This window comes from Streptomyces sp. NPDC007164 (assembly GCF_040634135.1).
Taxonomy (GTDB): domain Bacteria; phylum Actinomycetota; class Actinomycetes; order Streptomycetales; family Streptomycetaceae; genus Streptomyces; species Streptomyces sanglieri.
In genome coordinates, this window is the sequence record NZ_JBEYFB010000095.1 from 1 (window position 1) to 12,864 (window position 12,864).

Annotated in this window: 15 protein-coding genes and 1 pseudogene; 5 read left to right on the forward strand and 11 right to left on the reverse strand. The window is 70.1% G+C overall.

Going from position 1 to position 12,864, the window contains the following annotated elements:
- On the forward strand, window positions 1-269 hold a 269-nt coding region (locus ABZ622_RS40860), incomplete at its 5' end, for an MMPL family transporter (RefSeq protein ID WP_360552261.1).
- Between the two features lie 39 nt (window positions 270-308).
- Here the strand turns inward: ABZ622_RS40860 and ABZ622_RS40865 are convergent.
- The 3 genes from ABZ622_RS40865 to ABZ622_RS40875 form a co-directional block, all read right to left on the reverse strand.
- Window positions 309-836, reverse strand: coding sequence for a hypothetical protein (locus ABZ622_RS40865; protein ID WP_360552263.1), 528 nt, complete (start codon window positions 834-836; stop codon window positions 309-311).
- 223 nt (window positions 837-1,059) lie between these two features.
- Window positions 1,060-1,623 (reverse strand): phage tail protein, encoded by a 564-nt coding sequence (locus ABZ622_RS40870; protein ID WP_360552265.1) that lies wholly within the window; start codon window positions 1,621-1,623, stop codon window positions 1,060-1,062.
- A 162-nt stretch (window positions 1,624-1,785) separates the two neighbouring features.
- The gene (locus ABZ622_RS40875) at window positions 1,786-2,097 is read right to left on the reverse strand and encodes a hypothetical protein (protein WP_360552267.1); all 312 of its coding nucleotides are present in this window, start codon (window positions 2,095-2,097) and stop codon (window positions 1,786-1,788) included.
- Window positions 2,098-3,118: 1,021 nt separating this feature from the next.
- On the opposite strand from ABZ622_RS40875, the gene ABZ622_RS40880 reads away from it, so the two are divergent.
- A complete protein-coding gene (locus tag ABZ622_RS40880) occupies window positions 3,119-3,547 on the forward strand; it encodes a hypothetical protein (protein ID WP_360552269.1) in 429 nt (142 codons plus the stop codon).
- A gap of 8 nt (window positions 3,548-3,555) precedes the next feature.
- On the opposite strand, the pseudogene ABZ622_RS40885 reads toward ABZ622_RS40880, so the two are convergent.
- The 4 genes and pseudogenes from ABZ622_RS40885 to ABZ622_RS40900 all read right to left on the reverse strand — a co-directional run.
- Window positions 3,556-3,681 (reverse strand): annotated as a pseudogene (locus tag ABZ622_RS40885) (transcriptional regulator); the annotation flags it as partial.
- A 727-nt stretch (window positions 3,682-4,408) separates the two neighbouring features.
- On the reverse strand, window positions 4,409-5,251 hold the full coding sequence (locus ABZ622_RS40890) for a MerR family transcriptional regulator (protein ID WP_360552271.1): 843 nt from the start codon (window positions 5,249-5,251) through the stop codon (window positions 4,409-4,411).
- 236 nt (window positions 5,252-5,487) lie between these two features.
- Window positions 5,488-5,652, reverse strand: a complete 165-nt coding sequence (locus ABZ622_RS40895) for a hypothetical protein (protein ID WP_360552273.1) — start codon at window positions 5,650-5,652, stop codon at window positions 5,488-5,490.
- Window positions 5,649-5,786, reverse strand: coding sequence for a hypothetical protein (locus ABZ622_RS40900; RefSeq protein ID WP_360552275.1), 138 nt, complete (start codon window positions 5,784-5,786; stop codon window positions 5,649-5,651). Before ABZ622_RS40900 ends, ABZ622_RS40895 begins: the two co-directional genes overlap by 4 nt.
- Before the next feature lie 628 nt (window positions 5,787-6,414).
- Here ABZ622_RS40900 and ABZ622_RS40905 point away from each other — a divergent pair.
- Complete coding sequence (locus tag ABZ622_RS40905) at window positions 6,415-6,702, forward strand: hypothetical protein (RefSeq protein ID WP_360552277.1); 288 nt, start codon at window positions 6,415-6,417, stop codon at window positions 6,700-6,702.
- A gap of 237 nt (window positions 6,703-6,939) precedes the next feature.
- On the opposite strand, the gene ABZ622_RS40910 is transcribed toward ABZ622_RS40905, so the two are convergent.
- Window positions 6,940-7,710 carry an aquaporin gene (locus tag ABZ622_RS40910; RefSeq protein WP_360552279.1) on the reverse strand — a complete coding sequence of 257 codons (771 nt, stop codon included), beginning with the start codon at window positions 7,708-7,710 and terminating at the stop codon, window positions 6,940-6,942.
- Between the two features lie 123 nt (window positions 7,711-7,833).
- Window positions 7,834-8,502, reverse strand: coding sequence for a hypothetical protein (locus tag ABZ622_RS40915; RefSeq protein WP_360552281.1), 669 nt, complete (start codon window positions 8,500-8,502; stop codon window positions 7,834-7,836).
- A gap of 102 nt (window positions 8,503-8,604) precedes the next feature.
- Here ABZ622_RS40915 and ABZ622_RS40920 point away from each other — a divergent pair, with 102 nt between their 5' ends.
- Window positions 8,605-9,258 carry a helix-turn-helix domain-containing protein gene (locus ABZ622_RS40920; protein ID WP_360552283.1) on the forward strand — a complete coding sequence of 218 codons (654 nt, stop codon included), beginning with the start codon at window positions 8,605-8,607 and terminating at the stop codon, window positions 9,256-9,258.
- Window positions 9,259-9,867: 609 nt separating this feature from the next.
- Here ABZ622_RS40920 and ABZ622_RS40925 read toward each other — a convergent pair.
- Complete coding sequence (locus tag ABZ622_RS40925; RefSeq protein WP_360552285.1) at window positions 9,868-10,758, reverse strand: helix-turn-helix transcriptional regulator; 891 nt, start codon at window positions 10,756-10,758, stop codon at window positions 9,868-9,870.
- 102 nt (window positions 10,759-10,860) lie between these two features.
- Here ABZ622_RS40925 and ABZ622_RS40930 point away from each other — a divergent pair, with 102 nt between their 5' ends.
- Window positions 10,861-12,327: an MFS transporter gene (locus ABZ622_RS40930; RefSeq protein ID WP_360552290.1), complete on the forward strand. Its 1,467-nt coding sequence runs from the start codon at window positions 10,861-10,863 to the stop codon at window positions 12,325-12,327.
- A gap of 276 nt (window positions 12,328-12,603) precedes the next feature.
- Here the strand turns inward: ABZ622_RS40930 and ABZ622_RS40935 are convergent.
- Window positions 12,604-12,864: transposase (locus ABZ622_RS40935; RefSeq protein WP_360552292.1), on the reverse strand; the 261-nt coding region annotated here is incomplete at its 5' end.

The following is a 12,864-nucleotide window of genomic DNA, read 5'->3' on the forward strand; positions in this document are numbered from 1 at the left end:
GGGGTCTCACCATGTCCGGAGGCGTGATCACCTCGGCCGGTGTGGTGCTCGCCGCCACCTTCGCGGCTCTGATGGTGATCCCCTTGGCGTTCATGATGCAGATCGCCTTCATCGTGGCCTTCGGCGTCCTGCTCGACACCCTTGTGGTCCGGTCCGTCGTCGTCCCGGCGCTGGTGCTCGACATCGGTGCGCGGGTCTGGTGGCCCAGCGCCTTGGCGCGCAAGGACCAGGACACAGGGTCTGCCGAGAAGCCGCATCCGTCGGTATGACGGCCGGTCACCTTCCGTCCCTCCGGTCCGAGGCGGCGGTCAGACGGCCGGTGCGCTGCGGGCGTACGGCGCGAACAGCAGCGACCAGTTGCCGACCGTGGTCCGGGCCGGGGGCGTCCCCGGCTCCTGCGATCCGGCCCCGGGGTGGGCAGGGTCGCTGTCGTCAGGGTCCTTCGTTGCCGCGTCGAGGAGGTAGAGCAGGTGCCCGTGTGCGGGACCGGCGTCCCCTGCTTCCAGGGATCGTGTGGTGAAGGCGCGCTGCTCGTCGTACCTCACCAGATCCGAGGACTCCACGGCGGCCCGGACGAGCTGGGCCCAGTAGGTCTCGTCGTGGGCACCTGTGCGCTGGCGCAGGTGCCGCGCGGCGTACCGCGCCATGGTGCCCGCGTCGTCGATCAGAGGGGAGAGCACCTGGTCGGAGGTGAAGTCGAAGCCGAACCACAGGCGGCGGCCGTCGAGAGTCAACGACTCGATGCCGCCGACGACGCCGGTGCGGCCGGTCAGCCCGGGTGCCGGATCCATTGTGCCCGCCCCCGGTGTGGTGTCTGAGATTGCGTTCTCTGCCATGGTGCGTTCCCTTTCCGCAGTCGCGGTCACGCTGCTGCCGCAATGTCTATCGCAGAGCACTGACATCGAGTACGCGGTCCGTCGGCCGGACTCCCGCGACCTGCTCCGGTCCGGTCGGGGGCCGCCACCTCGGACCGTGTGCCCACGCACGCACCAGGACAGCAGCCGCCGCCCCCTCTTCTTCCTCTTCCCCTTCCTCCTCCTTCTGCGCACCTTGCTGCGGCTATTGGATGACCAGGTCGAAGAACCTGACGGTGAGCGAGTCCTGGCCCGGGGGGTCGGAGTAGGTGACACGCTCCACGAACGCGCCCCTCAACTGGTACTGCTTGACGGTGTTGTCCTGGTAGTCGAGCATCTCGACGGCGACGTCCTTGAGGCGACCCTCGCGCCCGGCGATCGCGTCGTCGATCCAGCGGTCGACCTCGGGACTGTGGGTCACGCCCCGTACCAGGGTCACCTTCTGGTCCTCCAGACCGGAGACTTCCTGAAGGTACTCGACAGGGACGCCGTCCATCCGCAGGCGGAAGTTATGAGCAGCGAGTGCGTCACCGGGCTGGAGCCCCTCCGCCGACTTGGCGTTCGTGCTCTGCCCGCCGGGACTCTTTTCGGCAGAGTTCTTCGCACCGCCCTGCTCGGAGCCGCCCGAGCCCGCATCGTGGGCCGGCGCTGAGACACTGGACGCGGGCGAGGGGCCGGCCTTTCCCTTGACGTCACCGTCGTCGCAGGCCGTGAGCGCGAGACTCATGGCGACGGCCAGGGCGGCGAAAGTGAACTTGTGAACGCGCATCGCTTCTTCCTCGGAGTCGGTCGGGGGTGCTGGATGCCCGCTGGGAGCGGGCATCCGTGACCATCAGGAGCCGTCCGGCCCGGCCGCCCGTTCCCCCCAACCGCCGCCTAATACACCCCTGTTACACATGCGCTGCCCACGGGGAGGCGGGAGCGTGGGCGTTCATGTGCGCTTCCCCGGTCCGGGGCGGGGCGCATGCGGGTGTCCGCAGCGGAAGGGAGGGACGGTGGTGTCGAAGGGCACGTCCTCGCGCGCGTCCGCGACGGCTGCCATGGCCGAGGGCAGATCGAACGGGAGGACGCCCTCCATCGCGGTGCGGCCGAGGGCCGCGTCCAGCACCACGTCGTCCCGCGCGCCGAACTCGCCGATCAGCAGCGCGGCCCGGTCCGCGAGCGGGGTGAGCACGGCGGGCCGATCCAGGTACACGGCGAACGCGGTGGGGACGGTCGCCGCCGGCGCGCGCAGGCGCCTCACCTCCTCCTCCGGGAACTCCAACGAGCCGCTGTGGAATTGGCGTTAGAGCATGCCCTCGCGCTGCTCGTACGGCGCCTGGAGCCGCACGACGGCGGCGGCCTCCTCCTGGCTCTCCACGACGGTGCCGTTCCGGGCGGCTATGGCCGGGTCGATCCCCTCGGCCTACAGCCGGCGCCCGGCCACCGGCCGGCCAGGCGACGTGGACCAGCCAGCGTCGCTGGACGGCCCGGCCCAGCTCACGGCCGGCCGGGGCGCCGACGACGCGGGCGGCGAGCACTACCACGGAACGCCGGACGTCGTCCATCGCCTCCCGCAGCCCCGCCGTCACCTCCCGGGCCTGCTCCGCAGTGAGCGCAGCCGCACCAGTCCGGGCCCGGCAACGTCGCCTGGTCGTGGTCGTGCTCGCCCATGCCTTCATCGTCCTGCGTGACGGCAGGCCGGTCCAGCACGCTCGGTAAAACAGGCGCCGGCCCCCTCACAGACCTCACAACTAGGAGCCACAACAGGTCGCTGCGGGGTGATAGCGATCAGCAGCAAACCGACCACCACACCTCCGCAAAAACGACAGTCCCTCATCGGCATCCACTGTCAGAACCCAGCAACCTGAACCACCAACCCACTGACAAAGCAATGACGAACACCCACCGCCAAAACGACATCGATCACCACACCGAGGACTAGCGCCTGCCACGTCACGGTCCAGGTGGCGGTGGCGGTGGCGGTGGCGGTGCCTTTGTAGCGGCCGTCCGGCTTCCCCTGTTCGGAGCGCTGGTAGCGGTGGCCGCAGTCCGGGGACAGACTCCGTGCCGCTCTCGTCAACCGGCGGCGTCGGCATCCGGACTTCCCGATTCGTACGGCGTGCCCGCACGACCGCCCCGATCGAAGGAAGGGACAAGCGCGGGAGGCCCTCACATGCCCCCGGCGGCGGACGCGGCCACCGTTCGTATGCTTGTCCACGGGCGGCGCGCGGCACCCCCGGACCTCGGGCGGCGCCGCGCGCCGCGGAACTGGGGGGGCAGACATGCGGAAGAGGCGTCCTCTCTGGGCGATCGGCTACTTCCTGATGGGCAGTGTGTGCCTGCTGATCGCCGTGGTGATGACGGCGGGCATACGTGACGTGGTCAGCCTGGTCCCGATCGTGATCGTGGGCGTACCGGGTGTGATGCTGACGTTCCGCGCGCCGGTGTTCAGCGTCTCCTACGGGCCGGCCGGGGTGAAGTACTCGGGGATGTTCGGGACGCGCTCCCACGCGTGGGCGGACGTCCTGGAGGTGCGGGTGGCCGTGCTGCCGGGCAACGTCTACTCGTCCGACGTCCCGGAGCTGGTGCTGGCCTCCGGCGGGACGGACCAGTTGCTGATGATGGCGGGCCACAGCTGGGGCCAGGCCCGGAACCGGCGGGTCGTGCGGCTGGTGGCCGAGCTGGAGACGGCGCGCGTGGCCGCGTCCTGACGCCGGTCGTGAATCTCCACCCGCGTCCCGCCACCGGTGTTCAGGCGCCGCAAGAGGTGCCTGGCGACATTCTGGCGGCGCGCCTGACGGTAAGCGGCATCGATGCGCTCCATATTGGCGCTCGACGGCCGGCGTCACCATGAAGACCGATCAGCTTCTCGTCCCCGCGCTGCCGCCTCCGCCACCGTGCCGGCGGGCGCCTGGTCACGGTGTCCCGGCGCCTGCGGGGGCCGCAACAGGGCGCCGCGAGCTCTGCTGCAGTCGCGAGTAGGGAGCCGCAGGGCTCCCCGAACAGCGCCGGGCCGACCTCGATGTCCTCGGCATACGCTGGTGGACGACGTGAGGCGTCGGCTGGTGAGCCCGCTTGGCGTCCGCCGGTCGGCCCTACATCCTCCGCCCGCCGCGTCCCAGCCGTCCAGGAAATCGGCGAGGGCGCGGCGTTGCACTTCCTCGCAGGACCGCGCCACTGACCCTCTGCCCCTCTGTCCCTTGTCTCGTACACTCAGCCGATGGAGACGGCACTGATTCTCGGCGGCAGTGGGTCGCGCTGCGCATCTTGAGCATCTTCACCGTGCTGCTGCTGTGCGGGCGCCGGCCTCGCGATGCTCGTGGGCGACGTGGCCGCGTACGACGTCGGCGTGGGGCTGGGAGCTGAAGCCGCGGACCACGGGCACGGGAATGCCCGCGAACTCAAGCCAGCCGGTCAGCTGCTGTCAGAGGATGTCCTTCTGGGGAGTTTCAAGGAGCGTGGCCCGGGTCGTCGGTTTGGGTTTCCCGCTCGTGGAGTGTGCGGGCCGTGTCGAGACGCCGGCTTCGTGTCGGAGGCCGATCCGGGATCCTCACGCACGGCCACACCAGCGATCAGCTGCCTGCGGAGAGGTCCCCGGCAAGGAGCCGTGCCGTGAGTTCCATGCACCGCGTCCGAGCCGCGGAGAAGCCATAGGGCATCTTGGTTACCGCTTCGAAGGCACTCATCTGGGCGTCCTCCTCGCCGCTCGCCTCGGCGTCGTAGGTCTCGAAGAGCTTCTCCTCGGCCACGTCCAGTCCGGCCGCTTCAAGGGCCTGGAGCAGGGCCTTGTGGTGGGCGCAGTGCTGCGCGGCGAGTTCCTCGACCTGCGGGTCGTGGGGGTCGACGGTGTCATCGAGGGCTGCGTCGGCCGTGTCGAGGCGGTCTGCCTCGGCCCGTAGGCCGGGATGGGTCGCCAGGGTGATGAACACGCTGGCCTGAATTGCGGCTCCCAGCGGCCCGAAGATCCGTTCCGTGACCAGCAGGGCGTCCAGGTCGGAGGGGCGCAGTGCGCCAGAAGGCAGGTGGCTGAGCCGGTCCGTGACCAATGGGGAGAGCAAGCCCAGTGGGCTGCCCACGGCCCGCAGGCGCTGGACTGCCGCGCGCTGACGCTTGATGTCGGCCTCCTGGGCGGCCAGAGTCTCCTCCAGTCGGCCCAGGACGTCCTCAACGTCCCGGGCTTCGTCGAAGGCGGCCCGCATGTCGTCCAGGCTGATGCCGGCCTCGGACATCTTGCGGATCCACAGCAGGCGGATCATGTCGTCGTAGCCGTAGCGGCGGCGTCCGTCTCCGCCTCGCGCGGGCTCCGGCAGCAGACCTATCTGGTGGTAGTGACGAATGGCGCGCGGGGTGGTTCCGGCGAAGGCGGCGGCATCGCCGATCTTGACCTCGCGGGGAGGCGTGGCGGAGGGGTACATCGCAGACAGGGCCTTTCGTGCTGTGGTGCCCTCGACGACACCACATGCCGCTACGGCATGTGCAACTACACACCACCCGGACCCTGGCGGGCTATCGGGGGGTCCCTCGCCGTTGGTGTCCCGTCCCAGGACGGGCCCGGAATGGGTGGGGAGATCCGTCGAGCAGGTCTGATGGCACTCCGAGCATGGATTCCTGGGTCCATTCCGCTTCCAAGTCCCTTACTCAGCCGAGGAGTTCACCGATGCGGGTCCGTGTCGGCCCGGCTTCGGTCCGACGGTGGGCGGGTGTGGGCGGCGTAGTGGGTGCTCGGCGCGATCGGTGTGTCCGTCTCGGCGAGGACGTCGCAGATCGGCTGGACGCCGAACAGGTTCTTGTACTGGTCGATGCAGGCGACCTTCATCGCAGTGGACGGTCCAGCTCCGCGGCGAAGAAAGCCGAGGCGGACTTCAGGATCGCGTTCGCCCGCCGCAGTTCCCTCACCTCTCGTTCCAGCTCCGCGTTCCGGGCTGCCTCGGCGCTGGTGGTCCCGGGCACGATGCCTTTGTCGGTCTCGGCCCGCTCGACCCACCCCGCAGGGCCTCGGGGTGCACGTCGAGCTGGTCGGCGATGCGCTTGATCGCGCCGGCTCGGCCGACCGGGTCCTTGCGGGCCTGGACCGCCAGACGCGTCGCGCGCTCACGCAGTTCGTCGGGGTATTTACGGGGAGCAGCCATGATCCGCATCCTTCCGGTCCTTCGATGTCTCCATCAAACCGGGGCGATTCAGGAGATCGTGCGCGCCGACAAGAGGCTCCCCGCTGTCGCTGCCCGGCTCGGGTGCCTCACCCCGCCTAACGCTGACTCCGCCCCTTCGTCCTGTAAGTGCCTGGCTGTAGTCCGGTGACTGCGCGGATGGTCAGCGCCATTCGCCGACAGTGAAGCCCGGGAGTGTCCATTCCATCCCGCTGTACGGTCGGGCGGGTAGCTCAGCCGTCGACACGGAAGCCGAAATGGGACCGGGTCATGTTCCTGATTGGTTCTGGGAAGTCCTGGAAGCGGCACGGCCGCGTCTGTCTGCCCTTGAATTGTGGTTGGAGTCCCAACCGCGGGAAGTCCTTGAAGCCTTCGCGCTCGCGTAGGAGTCCGCGGCTGATTCGCTGGCCGCCTTCTCGGAAGGCGTGAGCGTGGATGGGGACGTCTGGTCCGAAGACAGCACCGAAGATCTGTGCATGTGGGTGGTCGGGCAGGGCTGCTGGCTATGGAGCACGGTGAACGCAGGAAAAGTGCGGTTGGAAGAGGCCGCGCAGATGTATCTGGGCCGTACGCGGCTGCTTCCAGACTGCGTAGTGCCGTGGGAAGAGGATGTCTCGGACCCGGAGCACAGGGGCTACCAGTCCCCCGGAACCATCGTCCACGGCATCTACCGGACGCGTTTTGCCGATGAACTCCATGAACGGCTCGGGGGTACCTGAGGAGATTGCCCGGCCGGGCGGGTATCGCGGCGGGACTCGCGGCATAGACGTCGCTCGTCTCCCGCCCGGCTGGCCGCCCGCCCGCCCGCCCGCCCGCCCGCCGTCAGCATGCTCGAAGCCGAGGCGGGACCAGACAAGATGGGTCTGCCCCGGCCGCCCCGCCGGCGAGATCTGGACACGGGCGTGGGCCCAGCGTTCCGGTCCGCCGCGATAGCCGATTGGTGATTTCCCACTCTGTCAGCACCGGGGCCGCTGGGCGGTCCGGGGTTTGGCCAGAGCCACGAGGGCTGCTCCCAGCACCGCGCCGAGCACCGGAGCAAGCAGGTAGATCCACAGGTGGGTGGTGTCCTGGGCCAGGAGCGCCGGACCGAACTGTCGTGCCGGGTTGGCCGATCCGCCGCTGAGGGGACCGAGCGTCGCGATGATGACCGCGGTGGCGAGGCCCACCGCGCAGGGGAGCAGTCTGCGGCCGGCCGGGTGTGCCAGGAGCACGGAGAGCATCATGGTCAGCAGGACGAGGACTCCGGTCTCCGCCGTGAGGATCGCGGTGGCGCCCCAGGCCGGGTCGGCGTGGACGGTCGCGTAGCCGACGGGGACGCGGGAGACTGCCGGTCCCCAGACAAGCCGGCCGAGCGCCGTTCCCGCGACGGAACCGGCCAGTTGGGCCGTGACGTACGGGACGACGGCGCGGGCCGGGAAGGCGCCGAGCCGCCACAGCGCGATGGTGACGGCGGGGTTGAGGTGTCCGCCGGACCGCCGGCCCGGTGGGGACGTCATGAACACCATGAGAAGCACCCCGATGGTGACGCCAAGGATGGCGAGAGCGTAGTGGATGTCATGGACGGAGATCGGTGAGTCGGGTGCGAAAAGCCAGCGCACGCCGGTGACGACAAAGAACAGCAGAATGCCGGTGAGGCCGAATTCACAGGCTGCGCGACGGGGGATGCCGGATTCTGTGGTGGTGGGCGGGTCAGCCTGCACCGGCACGGCCGGAGTTGTGGTTGTCATGAACGTGGTCCTCAAGAATCGCTGTTCGCCGGCCGCGCCGAGGAGAGCCCGGGGCGCGGGGTCCCCCTTGGCGGCGGGGATCCCCTGATCGCCAGGGGATCCCCGCCCGCGTGCGGAAGGAACTCACGCCTGGGCGTGCGCGCCTTCCAGCCAGTTGGTGAACTCGCAGGCGAAGTGCCACTGATGTCCGACGAAGACGTGCTCAGGGGCGTTGGCCGGGAACTGGATGGTCAGACGGATGCGCAAGCCGTCGGGGCCGTCGCCGAACTCATGCATGACGCGGGCGATCTCCGTGCCGTCACCGAGGCGTCCGGTGCCGCCGATGCGTACGGGGTACTCCTCGTGGCCCTCGTCCGCGATTTCGACGCCGTCGTGGAAGGTGAGGAAGAACCGGAGGGGGCCGGATCCTATGGTCTCGATGATCTCGACCACTCCCCCGCTGGAGTCGGCGAGGTAGTGCTCGGGGTTGGCGGAGAGCAGCGCGGACCGATCACCACCCGCGAGTCGGCCCTGCCACCAGGTGAGGAACCGGTCCGCGTCGATCCCGGCGACCGTCATTTCGGTGACGGCCGACCGCCAGACTCCCCCGGACCCGTTCGGAAGCGGTGCCATCACCGCGTCCGACGCGGCGAGATCGGGGGCGAGGAGTTCCCGCATCCGCTCGTCCCCGATCCGCTGCTTCAGCAGGGTGAGCGCCGCCCGTGAACGGTCCAGCTCCCACTGCCGAACGGCATCGTCCCCGTACTCGGCACCGTCGATGACAGTGCGGACATTCAGCGCGCCAGTGTTCATGGCGAAGCCCCTTTCGGACGAAGCGGAGAACTTTTCTCCGCCTACGGCACGCTAGCATAGACGGAGAGAAGTTCTCCGGTTCATTGATGGAAGGTGGATCTCATGCGGGCGGACGCCGAACGCAGCAGACGACGGATCCTGGATGCCGCCCGCGATGTGTTCCTGGAGCGGGGCCCGGACGCCCCGCTGGACCTGATCGTGCGCCGGGCGGGTGTGGGGCCGGCCACGCTCTACCGTCGCTACGCCGACCGCGAGGCACTCGTGCGTGATCTCACCGGTGACCTGCTCTCACGCCTTGAGGCCGCGGCCCACCAGGCGGCGCGGGAGGAGGGTGACGCGTACGACGCGGTGCGGCGCTTCGTCCACGCGGCAGCCGGCCTCCGGATGGGTGCGGTGATCCCGGTGCTACTCGAACGGCTCGTTGTCGACCAGGAGTTGATCGAAAGCCGGACCCGCACATCGGGGGCGCTCGACGACCTGATCCGCGCGGCGCACGAATCCGGCCGGCTGCGCCCCGAGGTGGGGGCGGGGGACCTGATCCTCCTGTCGATCCGGCTGTCCCGCCCCCTGCCCGGTGGTCTCTCCCGGCTCGACGCGGACGGCACGCTGCTGCACCGCCATCTCGACCTTGCCCTCGACGGCCTGACCACGCAGGCCGCACCGGCCCCTGCCCCTGCCCCTGCCCCTGCCCCTGGCGAACCTCTCAGCTTCGCCGACCTCGTCGCCGCCGCCGACCGCCCGAACACGACCGACTGAGCGCGCCGGCACGGCCCGGAGCACGCGTGCCTCCCCCACCAAGCGGCCCCGTTCGCCGCGGTCCACCGGGACAGCGCCGAGTCCGCCGACGGGCGGGCACAGACTGGCCACCGCACGAGGCGCGGCGGGACGAGCTGGACGCGATCGATCCGGGGTGGTGCCCGGCCTGGGACACCGAGTGGCAGCGCTGCCACCGCCTCGTCCAAAACCACGTCAAGGCCGGCGGCACACTCCCTGAGGCTGCGGGCGATGCCGTCCAGGACGAGGACCTCGGCCGGTGGGTGAACGCGCAGCGGTTCGGGTAGGAGCAGCTTCTGCCTGTACAGCAGTGAATCCTGGAGAACACCCCCGAGATCACATCAGCCGAGGAAGACCACGGTCACCGGATGGCCCACCCCTCGTGGAGCTCCCGCTCCGCTGACCAGGCATTCCTCACTCAGTGACCAGCCAATCCTCACCGCTTGTCCAGCACCAGCGCCCGGCCCTCACTGCTCAAAACCCCATAGAAACACCCGAACCGGCCCGGCCCACAGCGCCCGAGGCCGGACACCAGACTGAGAACCGCCCGGGCACGGAAGCGAGAACTCCCATCAGGCCCCGGGCCGGTCCTCAGGCCCCTGCGGCCGAACCGTCGGCAAAGTCGCCGCGGGAGGTCCACGCCGGTGCGGCGCCGACCAGCGAGTCGAGGCGTTCCAGACGCTGGGCGGTGGCGACGTCGGTGGGCGTCATGACGATGATCCGCTCGCCTCGCGCCCGGTCCAGCCACAGGCTCTGGAACTGGACGTCGAGGGCGCCGACGCGCGGTGACCGGTAGCGGCGCAGCTGGGTGCGGTCGCCCACGATTTCGTACGACTCCCAGTGCCGTACGAAGTCCGGCGACTCCTGGCGCAGCCGGGTGATCAGCGCGTTCCAGCGGGGGTCGTCGCGGTGTTCCGGCTGGCGGGTGCGGAGCTTCGCGGTGATTTCACGAAGGACGCGGTCCTCGTCGACCAGGCTGTTGCGCCAGCTCGGTTCGGTGAACATCAGCCAGGCGCAGTTGCGTTCCTCGACCGGGTACGCGTCCAGGTCGGCGAACAGGTACCGGTAGGTGCGATTGGCCGCGACCAGGTCGTAGCAGTCAGTCTGCACGGCGGCCGGGTACGGCAGCAGCTTGGCCAGGACGGCGGTGTGCTCGGGGCGCAGGTCCATGGGCGGTCCTGGTTCGGTGGCCGTGCCACGGCCCGCGAGTACCATCAGGTGGCGGTGCTCGGCGGCATCCAGGCGCAGGACGCGCGCCACCGCGTTCAGTACCTGGTCGGACGCGTTCTTGGCCCGCCCCTGTTCGAGCCACGTGTACCAGGTGACCCCGACGCCGGCGAGCTGCGCGACCTCCTCGCGCCGCAGACCGGGTGTACGGCGCCGGCCGCCTGCGGGCAGGCCCACCTCACCGGGGGTGACGCGGGCGCGGCGGGCGCGCAGGAAGGAGCCGAGGGTGCTGCGGTCGGGTGTCGAAGAGGTCACCACCCCAGTGTCATGGCTCGGGGCCGGTGGATCCAGGTAGTACTGGTACCCCTATAGCTGGGCTCCTGGTACCAGGATGACGAGGGGCGCAGGGTCGTGGTCATGACCACACAGACCGTTCCCGCCGCGCACACTGTGGCGCCGCACCCGGCGCGCGCCCTCACCGGCGCCGGCCTCGCCGTCCTGCTCGTCGCCTACCTGCCCGTGAACATGACGTTCGGGTCGGTCAACCTGCTCGAACCCGCGATCACCGATGACCTCGGCGTGACCGTGTCGGGCGGGCAGCTCGTGCTGTCCGCGTACACCACGGCGTTCGCCGCGACCCTCGTCGTCGCGGGGCGCCTGGGCGACCGGTTCGGACGGCGCCGGCTGCTCGCTGCCGGCGTCGGCGCGTTCGGCGTGGCCTCCGTCCTTGCCGCACTCGCACCGAACCTGGTCACACTCGTCGCGCTACGCGCCGTACTGGGCATCGCCGCGGGCCTGTTCACCCCGCAGGTCCTGTCCACCATCCAGTCCACGGCGCCCGAGAAGCTGCGGGCGCTGGGCGTCACACTGTTCGCCGCCGTCAGCGGCATCGCGACCGTCACCGGACAGCTCCTCGCGGGCGCCGTGGCCCAGGCCGCCGGTGACCACTGGGGCTGGCGGCTCGTCCAGATGCTCACCGGGACGATAGGGGCGGCCGCGCTGTTCGCCCTGCGCACCGTGCCCGAGTCGCGCTCGACGGCACCGCTCGCGCTCGATCTGCGCGGGGCCGCGCTCCTCGGCACGGGCCTGCTCCTCGTCGTGGTGCCCCTGACGCTCGGCGCCTCCGCGGGCGGTACTGCCCCGGTGCTCGCGATGCTGGCCGCAGGCGGTGCGGTGCTCGCCGTCTTCGCCCGCTCGCAACGCGCCGCGGAACGCCGCGACGAACTGCCCGTCGTACCGCCGAGCGTGCTGCGCACCCCGGCCGTACGCCAGGGCCTGATCATGACGCTGCTGTTCTTCACTGGTTACGGGGCCTTCCTGTACGAGTTCTCGGCGCTCTCCCAGGGTGCGTTCGGCGTGGACGCCTGGGGCGCCGTCGTGCTGCTGCTCGGGTTCGGCGCGGCGTTCGTCGTCACCGCCCTCGCCCTGCCGGCCGTGGAACGCCGCACCGGACGCTGGACGATGACGGGTGCGGCCATCGGACAAGCGGCTGTGCTCCTGGGCCTCGCCCTCACCGTGAACGGCACCCACGGTGGCTCGTCCCCGTCGGCCCTGCAGCCGCTCCTGATCGTGCTCGGTGTCACTCAGGCTCTGATGTACGGGCCGGTCCTCCGCACGGTCCTGTCCCGCACACCGACGTGGGCGGCGGGCGTCGCCGGTGGGCTCTTCACCACGTTGCAGCAGCTCGGTCTCGGCCTGGGCGTGGCACTCCTGGGAGGCGTCTTCCACGCCGTGGCCACCGCAACGGCGGGCGGCCCCGCCGCCGGACTGCCCCACGGTTTCGCCGTCGCCGTGACCGTGCAGGCCGCCCTAGCGCTGGCATTCGCCTTCCTGGCCGCCCGTATCGCACCGGCCGGGGCGGCCACGGCAGTTCCACGCCCGTGAAGGACACCTGCGAGTGCCCCGAAAGCATGCTGAGCACAACTTGGAGCCGGGGAGGCGGTGCCGGGCCGTCAGAACGGTGCTGTGGGGGCGTGGTGGTGAAGCTCGGCACCTGGCTCGACAACGTCCGCAAACGCGCCGCCAGACTCCCCGAACAACGCCCTGCGGACCTCGACCAACTCGGCATGCGCTGGTAGCCAATGAGTGGGAACGAGCGGCGGGCCGGGCAGGGTGATCCGAGGGTCTGTACAGCGAACGGTGGGACTCGGTTGATTGTTTCTACCGGCGTCCGGCGGTGAGTCGGCCGTCGAAGGTGATGTCGAAGGCGTTGAGTGCGGCCTTCCAGCGCATGGTCCAGCGTTTGCGGCCGGTGCCCTTGGGGTCCAGGCTCATCACCGCGAGGTAGACGCACTTGAGCGCGGCCTGTTCTGTGGGGAAGTGCCCTCGGGCCCTCACGGCCTTGCGGATGCGGGCGTTGACGGACTCGATCGCGTTGGTGGTGCACACGATCTTCCGGATCTCCACGTCGAACTGGAGGAA

What these genes read in the sequence shown, in the direction of transcription:
- ABZ622_RS40865 (WP_360552263.1), bottom strand. Translation starts at nt 836, where the DNA reads ATGGCAGAGAACGCAATCTCAGACACCACACCGGGGGCGGGCACAATG.
- ABZ622_RS40870 (WP_360552265.1), bottom strand. Translation starts at nt 1,623, where the DNA reads ATGCGCGTTCACAAGTTCACTTTCGCCGCCCTGGCCGTCGCCATGAGT.
- ABZ622_RS40880 (WP_360552269.1), top strand. Translation starts at nt 3,119, where the DNA reads ATGCGGAAGAGGCGTCCTCTCTGGGCGATCGGCTACTTCCTGATGGGC.
- ABZ622_RS40890 (WP_360552271.1), bottom strand. Translation starts at nt 5,251, where the DNA reads ATGTACCCCTCCGCCACGCCTCCCCGCGAGGTCAAGATCGGCGATGCC.
- ABZ622_RS40895 (WP_360552273.1), bottom strand. Translation starts at nt 5,652, where the DNA reads ATGAAGGTCGCCTGCATCGACCAGTACAAGAACCTGTTCGGCGTCCAG.
- ABZ622_RS40910 (WP_360552279.1), bottom strand. Translation starts at nt 7,710, where the DNA reads ATGACAACCACAACTCCGGCCGTGCCGGTGCAGGCTGACCCGCCCACC.
- ABZ622_RS40915 (WP_360552281.1), bottom strand. Translation starts at nt 8,502, where the DNA reads ATGAACACTGGCGCGCTGAATGTCCGCACTGTCATCGACGGTGCCGAG.
- ABZ622_RS40920 (WP_360552283.1), top strand. Translation starts at nt 8,605, where the DNA reads ATGCGGGCGGACGCCGAACGCAGCAGACGACGGATCCTGGATGCCGCC.
- ABZ622_RS40930 (WP_360552290.1), top strand. Translation starts at nt 10,861, where the DNA reads ATGACCACACAGACCGTTCCCGCCGCGCACACTGTGGCGCCGCACCCG.